General features: G+C 65.5%; 12 protein-coding genes. 5 read left to right on the top strand and 7 right to left on the bottom strand.

Features of this window, described 5'->3' with window-relative positions:
* Nucleotides 1-117 precede the first annotated feature (117 nt).
* Complete coding sequence (locus MRBLMD1_RS17825; RefSeq protein WP_364402046.1) at nt 118-2040, top strand: FAD-binding monooxygenase; 1923 nt, start codon at nt 118-120, stop codon at nt 2038-2040.
* Here MRBLMD1_RS17825 and MRBLMD1_RS17820 read toward each other — a convergent pair.
* The 6 genes from MRBLMD1_RS17820 to MRBLMD1_RS17795 all read right to left on the bottom strand — a co-directional run bounded on the left by MRBLMD1_RS17820 (nt 2013) and on the right by MRBLMD1_RS17795 (nt 9037).
* Nucleotides 2013-2867 carry a prephenate dehydratase gene (locus tag MRBLMD1_RS17820; RefSeq protein WP_275180654.1) on the bottom strand — a complete coding sequence of 285 codons (855 nt, stop codon included), beginning with the start codon at nt 2865-2867 and terminating at the stop codon, nt 2013-2015. The two genes, MRBLMD1_RS17825 and MRBLMD1_RS17820, sit on opposite strands and share 28 nt — an antisense overlap.
* Before the next feature lie 100 nt (nt 2868-2967).
* Nucleotides 2968-4881 carry an amylosucrase gene (locus MRBLMD1_RS17815; protein WP_364402043.1) on the bottom strand — a complete coding sequence of 638 codons (1914 nt, stop codon included), beginning with the start codon at nt 4879-4881 and terminating at the stop codon, nt 2968-2970.
* A gap of 69 nt (nt 4882-4950) precedes the next feature.
* On the bottom strand, nt 4951-5748 hold the full coding sequence (gene ppgK, locus MRBLMD1_RS17810) for a polyphosphate--glucose phosphotransferase (RefSeq protein ID WP_364402353.1): 798 nt from the start codon (nt 5746-5748) through the stop codon (nt 4951-4953).
* Nucleotides 5749-5854: 106 nt separating this feature from the next.
* The gene (locus tag MRBLMD1_RS17805; protein WP_364402040.1) at nt 5855-6787 is read right to left on the bottom strand and encodes a carbohydrate ABC transporter permease; all 933 of its coding nucleotides are present in this window, start codon (nt 6785-6787) and stop codon (nt 5855-5857) included.
* Nucleotides 6784-7710: a carbohydrate ABC transporter permease gene (locus MRBLMD1_RS17800; RefSeq protein ID WP_364402038.1), complete on the bottom strand. Its 927-nt coding sequence runs from the start codon at nt 7708-7710 to the stop codon at nt 6784-6786. The genes MRBLMD1_RS17805 and MRBLMD1_RS17800 overlap by 4 nt, the downstream gene beginning before the upstream one ends.
* Nucleotides 7711-7759: 49 nt before the next feature.
* On the bottom strand, nt 7760-9037 hold the full coding sequence (locus tag MRBLMD1_RS17795) for an ABC transporter substrate-binding protein (protein WP_364402035.1): 1278 nt from the start codon (nt 9035-9037) through the stop codon (nt 7760-7762).
* A gap of 89 nt (nt 9038-9126) precedes the next feature.
* On the opposite strand from MRBLMD1_RS17795, the gene MRBLMD1_RS17790 reads away from it, so the two are divergent.
* The gene (locus tag MRBLMD1_RS17790; RefSeq protein ID WP_364402032.1) at nt 9127-10359 is read left to right on the top strand and encodes an ROK family transcriptional regulator; all 1233 of its coding nucleotides are present in this window, start codon (nt 9127-9129) and stop codon (nt 10357-10359) included.
* Nucleotides 10360-10400: 41 nt separating this feature from the next.
* Nucleotides 10401-11453: a tartrate dehydrogenase gene (locus MRBLMD1_RS17785; RefSeq protein ID WP_364402030.1), complete on the top strand. Its 1053-nt coding sequence runs from the start codon at nt 10401-10403 to the stop codon at nt 11451-11453.
* A 19-nt stretch (nt 11454-11472) separates the two neighbouring features.
* Here the strand turns inward: MRBLMD1_RS17785 and MRBLMD1_RS17780 are convergent, their stop codons facing one another.
* A complete protein-coding gene (locus tag MRBLMD1_RS17780; RefSeq protein WP_159630237.1) occupies nt 11473-12141 on the bottom strand; it encodes a GntR family transcriptional regulator in 669 nt (222 codons plus the stop codon).
* 125 nt (nt 12142-12266) lie between these two features.
* On the opposite strand from MRBLMD1_RS17780, the gene glyA reads away from it, so the two are divergent.
* The gene (glyA, locus tag MRBLMD1_RS17775) at nt 12267-13607 is read left to right on the top strand and encodes a serine hydroxymethyltransferase (RefSeq protein ID WP_364402028.1); all 1341 of its coding nucleotides are present in this window, start codon (nt 12267-12269) and stop codon (nt 13605-13607) included.
* Nucleotides 13604-14824, top strand: coding sequence for a sarcosine oxidase subunit beta family protein (locus MRBLMD1_RS17770; protein WP_159630241.1), 1221 nt, complete (start codon nt 13604-13606; stop codon nt 14822-14824). The genes glyA and MRBLMD1_RS17770 overlap by 4 nt, the downstream gene beginning before the upstream one ends.
* The last annotated feature ends 6 nt before the right edge of the window (nt 14825-14830 follow it).

The following is a 14830-nucleotide window of genomic DNA, read 5'->3' as shown; positions in this document are numbered from 1 at the left end:
CCCGGATCACATGGGGCGTACAGTGGAAGTCAGATTTAGAGTTTCGATTATCGAATCATGTGTTCTGATATAGAACACCGCACCCGATAGTCATCCACAACGAAGTGAGGAAAGCCCGTGCAGTTCCACCACCACGGATACGTATCCGGTGACCCGCGAATCCAGCCGGCGGCCGGCGTCGGCCTTAACCGCCCCGAGGAACTTCCTGACGAAGTGGACGTCCTCATCGTGGGCACCGGACCTGCCGGCATGCTCGCCGCGGCCCAGCTGTCCATGTTCCCCAACGTGACCACCCGGATCATCGAACGCCGCCCCGGCAGGCTCGCTATCGGGCAGGCCGACGGCATCCAGGCGCGCAGCGTGGAGACGTTCCAGGCCTTCGGTTTCGCGGAGCGGATCATCGCCGAGGCGTACCGCATCACCGAAATGGCGTTCTGGAAGCCGGATCCCGCCAACCATGCGAACATCATCCGGACTGCCCGGGCCGTGGATGACGAGATGGGCATCAGCGAGTTCCCCCACCTGATCGTCAACCAGGCCCGCGTGCTGGACTACTTCGCGGAATTTGCCGCGAACTCGCCCACCCGCCTTAAGCCTGATTACGGCTACGACTTCGAGGGCCTGACGGTGGCCGGCGAGGGCGACTACCCCGTCACCGTGACCCTCCGCCACACCGCCGGACCCAACGAAGGCCAGGAGCGGATTGTCCGCGCCAAGTATGTGGTGGGCGCGGATGGTGCGCGCAGCAAGGTGCGCCAGGCCATCGGCTGCACCCTTGCCGGCGACCAGGCCAACCACGCCTGGGGCGTCATGGACACGCTGGCCGTCACCGACTTCCCGGACATCCGGACCAAGTGCGCCATCCAGGGTGCCGAGGGCAGCATCCTGCTGATCCCGCGCGAGGGCGGCCACCTGTTCCGCATGTACGTAGACCTGGGCGAAGTGGATCCGAACAGCCAGCACTCGGTCCGCAACACCACCATCGAGGAGATCATCGCCAAGGCCAACGCGATCCTGCACCCCTACACGCTGGACGTCCGGAACGTCGCGTGGCATAGCGTCTACGAGGTGGGCCACCGGCTCACGGACAGGTTCGACGACGTCCTGCCGGCCGAGCGCGGCACCCGCACCCCGCGGGTGTTCATCACCGGGGACGCCTGCCACACCCACAGCGCCAAGGCCGGCCAGGGGATGAACGTCTCCATGCAGGACGGCTTCAACATCGCCTGGAAGCTGGGGCATGTCCTGGAGGGCCGCAGCCCGGAGAGCCTGCTCACCACGTACTCCGAGGAACGCCAGGTGGTGGCGAAGAACCTCATCGACTTCGACAAGGAATGGTCCACCATGATGGCCAAGAAGCCGGAGGAGTTCGAACACCCTTCCGACCTTGAGGACTTCTACGTGCAGACCGCCGAATTCCCTGCCGGCTTCATGACGCAGTACACGCCGTCCCTGATCGTTGGGAGCACCGACCACCAGGACCTGGCCACCGGATTCCCCGTTGGCAAACGATTCAAGTCGGCACCCGTGGTCCGGGTGGGGGACACCAACCCCCTCCATCTGGGCCACCACGCCACCGCCGACGGCCGCTGGCGCATCTACGTCTTCGCGGACCCCGCCCTGCCGGGCACCAACTCGGCAACGGACATGCTCGCAGAGTGGTTCGCGACCTCGCCGGAGTCCCCGCTGGCCGCCACCCCTGCCGGCGCCGACCCGGACGCGTGGTTCGACCTGAAGGTCATCTACCAGCAGCCGCACACCGCCGTCGACATCAATGCCGTGCCCGCCGTCTTCAAGCCGCTGGTAGGCCCGTTCAAGCTGACCGACTACGAGAAGGTGTACGCCACGGATCCCAAGGCGGACATTTTCGACCTCCGCGGCCTGGACCGCAGCGGCGTTGTGGTGGTGGTCCGCCCGGACCAGTACGTGGCCAATGTCCTGCCGCTGACGGCAACCGCGGAGCTGGGCGCGTTCTTCACGCCGCTGCTGAAGGCCGCCCCCGCGGCACCGCGTCAGGCGGTTGCGGCCGCGGCCCGGTAGTCGGCCGCGGCGTACACGCCGAGGATCCGCACCTCGGTGGTGAAGAAGTCCAGTTCCTCGAGGGCCAGCTTCAGCGGCAGGTCCTCGGGGTGGCCTTCGACGTCAGCCATGAACATGGTGGCGGCGAACTCGTTGCCCACCATGTAGCTTTCCAGCCGGGTCATGTTCACGCCGTTGGTGGCGAAGCCGCCCAGTGCCTTGTACAGGGCGGACGGGACGTTGCGCACGCGGAACACAAAGCTGGTGACTGCCGGTCCGGGAAGTTCATCCCGGGCCGGCAGTGCCTTTTCGCGGGCCAGGACCACGAAGCGGGTGGTGTTGGAGGGGTCGTCCTCCACCCGGGAGGCCAGGACCTTCAGGCCGTAGATGTCGGCGGCCAGCGGGGGAGCGAGGGAGAGCTTGCGGGGATCGTTCCATTCCGCCACCTCCCTGGCCGAACCGGCAGTGTCGCCGGCGATGACGGGCTTGAGGCCGTGCTCGCGGATCAGCTTCCGGCACTGGCCCAGTGCGTGGATGTGGCTGTGGACCTCCGTGGCGCCTTCAATGGTGCTGCCCGGGATGCCCAGCAGGTCGAAATGGATGGGCAGGAAGTACTCGCCCACGATCTGCAGGTTGGACTGCGGCAGCAGGATGTGGATGTCTGCCACCCGGCCGGCGATCGAGTTCTCGATGGGGATCATGGCCAGCTCCGCCTCGCCGCTGGTCACCAGCTCAAAGGCATCCTCAAAACTGGCGCACGGCACGCTTTCCATGTCCGGGAACATCTGCTGACACGCGATATTGGAGTTGGCGCCGGGCTCACCCTGGTACGCAATCTTGGAGGCCATGATCCGTATGGTTTCACGCGGCGCCCCCGCCCGCCCAACTGAGTAGCGCCAAGTGTCACTTTGGGGCGCGAAAACGACACTTCGCGCTACCCAGTTGGGGCTAGAGGGGCGTGACGCGCAGCCAGAGGTATTGCCGGGGGAGGAGGGTGACGCCGTCGTCCAGCTGCATGGCTGCTTCGGAGAGAAGGTCGACGGCGGCAGGGGAGAAGCCGCCGAACGTTTCAGCCGGGAGGGTCTGGGCGGAGTCGCTGAAGTTGGCCAGGGCCAGGATGGTGGCATCGTCCTCCGTCGCGCCCGGCCGCTGGTAGCCGAGCACTGCGCGGTTGTTGGTGCCGAAATCGATCAGCGTGGTCCCCGCCAGTTCGGGGGTGCTGGTCCGGACCTCGATCATCCGCTTCAGCCCGGCGTACACGGCTCCTTCCGACGTGGCCGGGTCCAGGCGGCGGGCGTACTGCTCCGCGGGGAAATGCGGGCGGTGCACCCAGCGGCTGTCCTCCTCGTGGCCGGGCTCGGACGCGTACCCATAGTCGTTGACCTGCCCCACCTCGTCGCCCAGGTACAGCAGCGGGACGCCGCCGGTGCTGAAGGGCACCGAATGGGCCAGGAGGATCCGTTCCACCGCCTCAGCCGGGTGCACCTCCATGCCGCACAGGGACGCCGTCGTGCCTGAAATCCGGCAGTCGCCGGTCTTGGGGTTGTCCTGGAACGGGACGCCCCGGGCAAAGCTGCCCGGGAAACGGTTGACGTAGAAGGAGTTCAGGAAGCGGCGGTGGTCGAAGCCGTTGATGCCCAGTTCGGCGGCGTCCTCATCGGCGAAGGTCCAGCCGATGTCGTCATGGCTGCGGACGTAGTTCACCCACGCCGTGCCCTGCGGGATGTTGTGCCGCCGGTGCAGTGCCTGGGCCAGGAGCGAGACATCCCTGGTGGCCAGCGATTCCCAGATGAGGGCCATCTGCAGCGGGTTGTAGGAGAGCTGGCATTCCCTGCGGTCGATGTAGAGCGCCACCTCGTCCGGGTGCACGATGGCCTCGGACTTGAACAGCAGGGCCGGCGCCGCCAGCCGGCACACCGCGTTGAACGCCCGCAGCAGCGTGTGCGCCTGCGGCAGGTTCTCGCAGGGGGTGCCCAGCTGCTTCCAGATGAACGCCACCGCGTCCATGCGCAGGATGTCCACGCCCTGGTTGGCCAGGAACAGCATCTCGCCCGCCATGGCCCGGAAGACGTCGGGATTGGAGTAGTTCAGGTCCCATTGGTAGGTGTGGAACGTGGCCCAGACCCACCGGCCGTCCGCCATCTGGATGAAGGACCCGGGGTGGTTCTCGGGAAAGATCTCCCGCACGTCCGCCTCGAAGGCGTCCGGGAGCGTCCGGTCCGGGAAGATCCAGTAGTAGCCGCTGTATTCCGGGTCCCCGGCGGCTGCCTTCCGGGCCCAGTCGTGCTCGTCCGAGGTGTGGTTGAAGATGAAGTCCACCACCAGGCTGATGCCGTTGTCCCTCAGTTCCGCTGCCAGGGAGCGCAGCTGCTCCATGGTGCCCAGCCTTGGGTTGACCTCACGGTAGCTTGAGACCGCATACCCGCCATCCGAATGTGGTTCCGGCGCCAGGAACAAAGGCATGAGGTGCAGGTAGGTGAGGCCCAGTTCCTTGAAGTACGGAATGCGGGCGCGGACCCCTTCGAGGCTTTCGGCGTAGCGGTCCACGTAGCAGACGCCGCCCAGCATCCGGTTGGACTGGAACCAGTCCGGGTCCGCTTCCCGTTCGGCGTCCAGGGTTTTCAGCTCCTGCGGGCGTTCCTGCCAGGAGGCTGCGCTCTGCACCACCAGCGCGGAGAGCTGCTCCAGCCAGTCCGTCCGGTCGCCGTACAGGGAATGGAAGAGGCTGCGGAGGGTGGGAAAGTGCCGGGCCATCCTCCGGTCGAAGTCCGGGTCCGCTGCGAGGCCGAGGCCACGTTCCCGTGCCAACGCGGACAGCACATGCTGGCGCGCTTCTTCGTCCTCGTTAACGGTTCCCTGCATGCCACTGCCCCTTCCGGCCGACGCCGGGACGTCCGGCGGCATTTGTACTGAAGTATTCCACGTCACACTTCAGGTATTTTGGATGATCTCTTTGCCGGCAGCTGTTGCCTGCAGGGCAGCGCCCACCACGCCCGCCGAGTTTTCCAGCCTTGCCGGGATGACCGGGGTGCGCAGTGACAGGCGGGGCAGGTATTCGTGGCTGCACGCCGAGATTCCCCCGCCGATGATGATGAGGTCCGGCGAGAACAGGAACTCAACATGGGCCAGGTACCGCTGCAGCCGGCCGGCGTACTCCACCCAGTCGAGGCCTTCGTTTTCGCGGACGACGGCGGAGGCCCGGGATTCTGCCTTGAAGCCGCCGATTTCCAGGTGGCCCAATTCGAAGTTTGGCACCAGCCTGCCGTCCACGATGAGTGCCGATCCGATGCCTGTTCCCAGGGTCAGGACCAGGACGACGCCCTGGGTGGCTGCGCCGGCACCGTAGCGGGCTTCCGCTTCCCCGGCGGCATCGGCGTCATTCACGACCCCTACAGGCCGGCCCAGGTGGGATTCCAGGTAGGACTGGACATCAAGCCCGACCCAGCTGCTGTCCATGTTGGCCGCCGACCTGGCAACCCCTCGATGGACTATCGAGGGGACAGCCACCCCGACTGCCCGGGTACCAGTCCCCGGGCTTTCCAGCTCAAGATCCGCGATGAGCCGGGCAACGGTGTCCGCGACGTCATGCACCCTGCCGCCGGACGGCGTCGGGAGCCGGTGGACGCCGCTGCCCATCCTCCCGTTGGCCACGTTGACCACGGCACCCTTGATCCAGGTCCCGCCGACGTCGATTCCGATGCGAAAATCCGCGGTTGTGCTGGATTCCACGGCTGCGCCGGGCGCCGGGTGTGAGGTCGCCGTGATGGGCACGATGCATTCCTTCAGGTTGTTCAGTGGGTGTCATGCCGGGGGGGGGCAGGTGGCGCGAGGGGCCTTACTTAACGGCGCCCTGGGTGAGGCCGGACATGACCCACCGCTGGGTAAAGAGGTAGACGATGATGGCCGGCGCCATTGCCATCAGGTAGGAAGCGAAGGCCACGTTGTAGCTATTGCTGAACTGCGTCTGGAAGATCTTTTGCAGCACGGGGATGGTCTGCAGTTCGGGGTCGGAAATGATGAGTGAGGGCATCATGAAGTCATTCCAGGACGCGATAAAGGCGAAGATCCCCACTGTTGCGCTCATTGGTCCGAGCAGCGGGAAAATGAGCCGCCAAAACACCTGCCACGTCCCGGCGCCATCCATCCGCATGCTTTCCTCCAGTTCCAGGGGGATGGAGCGCAGGAACGCGGTGAACAGCATCGTGTTGAAGGCCAGGGCAAAAACGATGTGCAGGATCGCAACGCCGAGTGGATTGTCCAGCCCCACCATGCCCGTCAGTTGGATTTGCGGCAGTGCCACGACGGGGAACGGGATGAACATGGCTGCGAGCAGGTAAAAGAATGACCAGCGGAAGATCCGGCGGTCCCAGTTGCGGACTATGGCATAGGCGGCCAGCGCTGATACGACCATCTCGCCAACGACTGCCGTGGCGGATACGAAAACGGATATCGCGAAGCCCCGGGGAAAGTTCGTCAGCGTCCATGCCTGGCTGAAGCCTTCGAGGCTCAGGGGCGCCGGCAGTGAGAAGGCGTTGCCGTCGACGGCCTGCCCGGTGGTTTTGAACGCCATGCTGACCGTTACGTACAGCGGGACGAGCACACCGAGCGTGCACACGATGAGGATGACGGTGGCGGTCCAGTTGGTGCGTTCGTGGCCGCTGCGGATCCGTCCCTTCCCGGCGCTTGCTGGTCCTGCGTTGATTGTTCCGGCGTTGGCTGGTCCTGCATTGGCCGGTCCTGCGGGGGTGGTGCGGGTCGCGTTGGTCATGCGATCCCTCCTTTGCCACGTGTGAAGCGAAGCTGTATGAGTGCGATGGTGATGCTGATGAGGAAGAAGATCACCGCGTTGGCCATCTGGTAGGCGTAGTCGCCGCCTTCAAAGCCCCGGAAGATGGCCATGGCAACGCTGCGGGTGGACACCCCGGGGCCGCCGTCGGTGAGGCCCACGATGATGTCGTAGGCGTTGAGGTAGTTCTTGAAACCAAGCACCGTGTTGATCACCGCGTACCCGGCAACCAGCGGCAACGTGATGTGCCGCAGGTTGTGCCAGGGGGTCGCGCCGTCGATGGAACTGGCTTCATAGACCTCCGGCGGGACCGTGAGGAGCCCCGCGATGTAGATCAGCATGGCGCTTGGAATCGACTGCCAGGCAGTGACGAAAACGATCCCCAGCCAGGCAAGGTCCGGGTTGGCGAGGATGCTCGTGGCCAGCGGCTCAATTCCCAGGTTCCTGCCCGCCAGTGGAAGCGAATTGGAGAAGAGGTACTGGAAGACAAAGGCGATGACGATGCCGGAGATCACCATGGGGATCACGAACACCGTGCGCAGCGCCGTCCGGAAACGGACCCGGGATGTCAGTCCCAGGGCCAGGAGGAACGCCAGGATGTTGACGACGATGACGGTCAGGAGCGAAAAGGCGAGGGTGAATCCGTAAGCACCCAGGACTCCTTCATCGCGGAAAACCGCGATGAAATTCCGAATGCCGATGAACTCGAAGTCCCCGAAGCCGACCGAATTGGTGAAGCTGTAGACGAAGCCGAGCACGGCGGGGAGCGTGACAGCGAGCGTGAAGATTGCGAGCGAGGGGAAGAGAAAGAAGTAATAAAGCGGGTCAACCCGGCTCTTCCGGGCACTTTTCACCTTCGGCGCCGCCGCGGGAGCCGGAGCCGCCCTGGTGGAAGTTCTGGTCATTGATGACATGGGGGGAATCCTCGTTTCATGCGTCGGGGCGGAAGTGCGGCTAGGCCCGGAAAGCCAGGCGCGCCCAGTCGGCGTCCATCCGGCGCAGGGTGGCTTCGGGATCGGCGCCACCAATGATCGACTGGAGGTAGTTGGCCGCGGGAATCGTGTTCGGGATGAATTGCGATGCGCCCATGTAGAAGCGGCCTTCGTCGTAGTACTTCTGCATTTCGACGATGCGCGGATCGGTGACAGGGGGAGCGTCCTTGGCCGTGCCGAATCCCAGGAACTTGGCGTTGTAGGGGTTCTGGATTTCCGGCTGCAGAAGGTATTGGAGGAAGGCGCGCGCGCCTTCTTTTCCGTTCGCGACCTCGGGGACCCATAGTGAGAGGTCGATGTTCACCCGGACTTTGAGGTCGGCGGGGTCGGCGGTCATTGGCAGGGGAAAGGTGCCAAGGTCCAGGCCGGTGGCCGCCTTTTCGATTTCTCCGAAGGCCCACGGGCCCTGGAAGTACATTGCCGCCTGGCCCTGCGCCATGGCGGTGTTGCCGTCACCGTAGCCCCGGCTTGCCGCATCGGGATTGACGTACTTGGTCAGCTGGACCATTCGCTGCACCGGCTCCAGCAAGGTCTTTTGGAATGACACCTCGGAGTCCGGCCCCACATCCTCGCCGATCCCGTGCATCTTGGCGTAGAAAGCGCGCACGTCCACCATGCCGCCCACCGTGTAATCGAAGAGGCCCTGCGCCACGGTCCACGGATCCCGGAAAGTGCCGTAGATGGGAGTGACCCCGGCTGACTTCAGCCGTTCGCACACGTCGATCAACTCGTCCCAGGTGGTGGGAACGGCCAGGCCGTGCTCCTGGAAGATCCGGCGGTTGTAGATGACGGACGCGGCCATGACCGAGTAGGGGATCACGCTGGTGCGGCCGGGGTAGCTGGGGTACCAGTTGGTAAGGTCCAGCACGTCATTCCGGATGGATGCCGCCTCGGGGAGATCGGAAAGATCGGAGAGCGCACCGCGCTCCATGAACCGCGCCATCTCCAGGTTGTAGTTCAGGCAGCCAAGATCCGGGGGACTGCTGCGGACAAAGCTGGCAGACAGATTCGTGGCCATGTCATGCAGCACCCGGAACTGGTCCTGCGATCCGGTGAACTTCGCAGCCAGGTCACGGAAGTACGGAACGGCTTCGGGCTTGGACTGGTGGAATGTGATGGTGGGCCGCGTACCCGCCGGGGCGCAGCCGGCCAGGCCAAAGGCAGCCAGCGCACCTCCCGCAGCGGCAAGGAAAGTACGTCGGGAAACGTGCGTCCCTGCGGACGACAAAGGTGGCAACATCGGCTCCTGGGGGCGGTTGAGACAGTTTATTTGGATATTATATTTAGGTCCTATACGAGGATGGGGGACGCAGGGGATATCGTCAAGGGGTGGACGGAACTACGGCGAGCTCGACCCAACTGTTACGGCAGATCAACTCGGAAGCACTGCTGCGCTTTGCCCTTCAGGAGCAGGTGTTCACGGCGGGTGAAGCAATGGCGGCCACCGGCCTGACCCGGGCCACGGTGCTCGGCGTATGCGACGGGCTTGTCCACGCGGGCTGGCTGGAAGAAGTGGGCGACGAAAGCGATGCCGGCCGCTCGAACAAGGGCCGGCCGGCCCGCCGGTACCGGCTGCGGGAAGCTGCCGGCGTAGTGGTGGGGCTGGACGCCGGCGAGAGCCGCCTGACAACCCTCGTTGCTGACCTGCGTGGACGTGAGCTCGGCAAGCGGTGCCAGCGCATTGATTCACACATGCTGGGACGGGCCGGACGCCTTGCCGCTGCGGCCGAATTGATTGGCCGGACGCTGGAGGACGCAGGGTGCGATGCCGGAGACGTCCTGCTGACGGTCGTCGGGGTTCCCGCGCCGGTTGACGCCGCCGGCATGTCTCCCGCGGGCGGCGAGTTCTGGCAGTTGATGAATTCCGGATTCACCGCCGGGCTTCCCGGTGAGGTGATGGTGGAGAATGACGCCAACCTCGCTGCCCTTGCGGAACAGGCACACGAGCCGTCAGCCAATGTGGCCACCTTGCTGTCGGGGGAGCGCTTTGGAGCCGGCCTCATCGTCGATGGACGCCTTCTGCGGGGGCGGCAGGGCGGTGCCGGCGAGATGCGGTTCCTGGACGTCTTCGACAATAAGCTCGTGTCCGACGAGGGAGGCTCCGACGGGCTCGGAGCGCTGGCCCGGACGTGGGCGCGTGCGGGAGTGCATGCCTACGGCGGCGCTACCTCTCTGCGGCAGATAACCGAGGGGGACATCAGTGCGGAGGATGTGTTCCGGGCGGCCCGTGAGGGGGATCCGTTTGCGCGGGACATTATCGGGCGGCTGGGTGAACGGCTGGCCCGCATCACGGTGGCGCTCGCCAGCCTTCTCGATATTGAGCGGGTCGTCATTGCCGGCGGCATCTCCGGTGCCATAGAGCCCGTCCTGGAACGCGCGCGCGGCTTGCTGCCCACAGACTCCGGACTGCCGCTCCCGCGCATCGTTGCGAGTACCCTCGGGGCCGAAGCAGTAGTCCAGGGTGCCGTCGAATCTGCGCTCATCAGGATCAAAAGCGAACCGGCGGGATTTCTGCCGCGTGCCGCCCGTACTGGAGCCTCGGCGTCGCCGACCCCGGCTTAGGCTTTACCCACACCCACGAACGCCGGAAAGACAGGAAAAACATGACCCGCACCTACACCATCGATTCGATTCCCGGTGATGGCATCGGCGTGGACGTCACCGAGGTAGCCATGGGGTGCGTGGATGCTGTGGCCGGGCTGCATGGCTTCACCGTCAACTGGCGTGTCCGTGACTGGAACAGCGACCTCTACGTCAAAACCGGCCGGATGATGCCCGTTGACGGCATCGAGCAGCTCGGCAGCGGTGACGGGATCTACCTGGGAGCGGTGGGCACCCCCGACGTCCCCGACGACGTGACGTTGTGGGGACTGCTGATTCCCATCCGCCGGGAGTTCGACCAGTACGTCAACCTTCGCCCCATGAAGCTGCTGCCTGGGGTCAAGGGAGCGATGCCGGGCCTCGAGGACCTGGACATCGTGGTGGTCCGGGAAAACGTTGAAGGCGAGTACTCGCAGATCGGCGGCCGCTTCGGTGCGGGGACGGACGCTGAATTCGCCGTCCAGGAGAGCGTCTTCACCAAAGCCGGCATCAGCAGGGTGGCCCGCTACGCGGCAGAGGCCGCAACGAAACGCGGCGGCATCCTGGTCTCGGCCACCAAATCCAACGGCATCATCCACACCATGCCGTTCTGGGACGAAGTGGTGGCCCGGACGGTGGAACAGTTCCCCGGCGTCACGGTGGACAAGGTGCTCATCGATGCGCTCGCGGCCCGGCTGGTCATGAAGCCCACCAGCGTCCGCACCATCGTCGCATCCAACCTGTTCGGGGATATCCTGTCCGACCTCGTGGCCGGAGTGGCCGGTTCCATCGGCATCGCCCCGAGTGCCAACCTGAACCCCGAGCGCCGGCACCCGTCGATGTTCGAGCCAGTCCACGGTTCCGCCCCGGACATCGCCGGCAAGGGCATCGCCAACCCCGTCGGCGCCCTCTGGGCTGCCGCCATGATGCTGGACCATCTGGGCGAGGCGGCGGCCGCGCAGTCCCTTACCGGCGCTTTCGAGTCGGCGCTGGCAGACGGCATCGCCACACCGGACCTGGGAGGCTCGGCCACCACGCTGGAATTCGCGCAGGAGGTACGGGCCCGGCTGGGCTAGCCGCGGTTGGACGCGACGGCTAGAGCACGTTCCGGATGGCCTGCTCGAAACTGGTGACGTGCTCCAGGGCGAGCTTGCCCGCCCGGTCCGCGTCGCCGTCGGCCACTGCCTCCAGCAGCTCAACGTGCTCGGCAATGTGGGACGCGACGGACGGTACCTTTTCCAGCACCATGCACCAGATGCGCGTGGCCAGGTTGTCGTAACGGATCAGGACGTCCTCGAGGTGCGCGTTCGCGGCGGCCCGGTAGATCAGCCGGTGGACCTTGATGTCGTACCGCATGAGGTCGTAGGGATCGTCGTCGTCGCCCATGGTGGAGATCGCGGCCGCGGTTTCCCGGATTTCCGCCCGCAGCGCCGGCGTTGCCAGCTTCGCGGCCCGGCGTGCGGCCAAAGGTTCCAAGGATTCGCGCAGCTCCGAAACGTCAGCGAGTTCGGTGATGTCGACGATGGTGGCGAACGTTCCGCGGCGGGGATAGGACACCACGAGGTGGTCACTTTCCAGCCGCTTGAGGGCTTCCCGGACCGGCGTCCGGCCGATCCCGAGCTCGGCGGCCAGTTTGCCGTCGTTGATTGCCTCGCCCGGCCGGATGTCCAGCATGATGAGCCGGTCGCGGAGGTGCCGGTAGGCCTGTTCGGAGAGTGAGAGGTCCCCGTCGCCGGCCAGGTGGTTCTCTAATGTGACGCTCATTTCGAGCCTTCCCAGGAGTGCTATTGACGTCCAAGTGATCTGGAACATACTATTACGACAGTTCTAATATATCAGTTACAGATCAGTTATAGGTCAGTAACTCCGAAGGGCTCAGAAGGAGAACAATGCAGGACGTACTGAACGCCTCGCTCGCCACGGTCGACGCCGACGTCGCCGCCGCTGTGGCACAGGAACTGCACCGCCAGCAGTCCACCCTGGAAATGATTGCGTCGGAGAATTTCGCTCCGTCCTCCGTCATGGAGGCCCAGGGCTCGGTGCTCACCAACAAGTACGCCGAGGGATACCCGGGCAAGCGCTACTACGGCGGCTGCGAGCACGTGGACGTCATCGAGCAGCTGGCCATCGACCGCGTGAAGGCACTCTTCGGCGCCGAGTTCGCCAACGTGCAGCCGCACTCCGGTGCGCAGGCCAACGCCGCCGCTATGTTCGCCCTGCTGAACCCGGGCGACACCATCCTGGGGCTCTCCCTGGCGCACGGCGGACACCTCACGCACGGCATGAAGATCAACTTCTCCGGCAAGCTCTACAACGTGGTTCCCTACCACGTCCGCGAGGAAGACCTCCGGATCGATATGGCCGAGGTGGAAGCCCTGGCCCTGGAACACAAGCCCAAGCTGATCGTGGCCGGCTGGTCCGCCTACTCCCGCCAGCTGGACTTCGCCGAATTCCGCCGCATCGCCGACCTCGTGGGCGCCTACCTCATGGTGGACATGGCGCACTTCGCCGGACTCGTCGCCGCCGGCCTGCACCCCAACCCCGTCCCGTACGCGGACGTGGTCACCACCACCACGCACAAGACCCTGGGCGGTCCGCGAGGCGGCGTCATCCTGGCCAAGGAGGAATACGCCAAGAAGATCAACAGCGCTGTGTTCCCGGGCCAGCAGGGTGGTCCGCTGGAGCACGTTGTGGCAGCCAAGGCCGTGGCGTTCAAGCTCGCTGCCGCCCCCGAATTCAAGGAGCGCCAGGAGCGGGTGCTGCAGGGCGCCAAGCTGCTGGCCGAGCGACTCCTCCAGGACGACGTCGCAGCCGCAGGCATTTCCGTGGTCAACGGCGGCACCGACGTCCACCTGGTCCTGGTGGACCTCCGCAACTCCGAACTGGACGGCCAGCAGGGTGAGGACGCACTCCACCAGATCGGCATCACGGTCAACCGCAACGCCGTCCCCTTCGACCCCCGCCCGCCGATGGTCTCCTCCGGCCTCCGGATCGGCACCCCCGCCCTGGCCGCCCGTGGCTTCGGCGCCGCCGAGTTCACCGAGGTTGCCGACATCATCGCGACGGCGCTGATTGCCTCCGCCGGCACGGGCACCCTCCCCGGGGACACCGCCGTCGAACTCCGGGAACGCGTGACGGCCCTGGCCGGCAAGTTCCCCCTCTACCCGCACCTTTCCGCCGACGCCAACCTGGCCGGCATCGAGGCAGACCTGATTGGAGCCGCCAAGTGAGCACCCAGCACCTTCCGGAGCACCCGGACTTCCTCTGGCGGAACCCGGAACCCAAGTCCTCCTACGACGCCGTGATCGTCGGCGGCGGCGGGCACGGCCTGGCCACCGCATACTTCCTGGCCAAGAACCACGGGATGACCAACATCGCCGTCCTCGAAAAGGGCTGGCTCGCCGGTGGCAACATGGCCCGCAACACCACCATCATCCGCTCCAACTACCTCTGGGACGAGAGCGCGGCCATCTATGAGCAGGCCCTCAAGCTCTGGGAAATCCTGCCCGAGGAACTGGAGTACGACTTCCTCTTCAGCCAGCGCGGAGTCATGAACCTCGCCCACACGCTGGGCGATGTGCGCGAAAGCATGCGCCGCGTCGGTGCCAACAAGCTCAACGGCGTGGACGCCGAATGGCTGGACCCGCAGCAGGTCAAGGAACTCTGCCCCATCCTGAACATCCGCGACAACATCCGCTACCCCGTCATGGGCGCCACCTACCAGCCCCGCGCCGGCATCGCCAAGCACGACCACGTGGCCTGGGCCTTCGCCCGCAAGTGCGACGAAATGGGCGTTGACATCATCCAGAACTGCGAGGTGACCGGCTTCCTCAAGGACGGTGACCGCGTGGTGGGCGTCAAGACCAACCGCGGCACCATCAACACCGAAAAGGTGGGCCTCTGCGCCGCAGGCCACAGCTCGGTCCTGGCCGAAATGGCCGGATTCCAGCTTCCCATCCAGTCCCACCCCCTGCAGGCCCTGGTCTCCGAACTGCACGAGCCCGTCCACCCCACAGTAGTTATGTCCAACCACGTGCACGTCTACGTCTCCCAGGCGCACAAGGGCGAACTGGTCATGGGCGCCGGCGTGGACTCCTACAACGGCTACGGCCAGCGCGGCTCCTTCCACGTGATCGAGCAGCAGATGGCGGCCGCCGTCGAACTCTTCCCCATCTTCGCCAGGGCCCACGTGCTCCGGACCTGGGGCGGCATCGTCGACACCACCCTGGACGCCTCGCCGATCGTGGGCACCACTCCCGTGGAGAACATGTTCGTGAACTGCGGCTGGGGAACCGGCGGATTCAAGGGCACCCCTGCTGCCGGCATGACCTTCGCGCACACCATCGCCACCGGCGCCCCGCACAAGCTGAATGCGCCGTTCTCGCTGGAACGCTTCGAAACCGGCGCCCTCATCGACGAACACGGCGCCGCCGCCGTGGCCCACTAGCCGCCG

It is taken from the genome of Pseudarthrobacter sp. LMD1-1-1.1, from assembly GCF_040676255.1.
Lineage (GTDB): Bacteria > Actinomycetota > Actinomycetes > Actinomycetales > Micrococcaceae > Arthrobacter.
The sequence above is the reverse complement of the archived record's forward strand: the minus strand, read 5'-3'. Positions and strand labels throughout refer to the sequence as shown.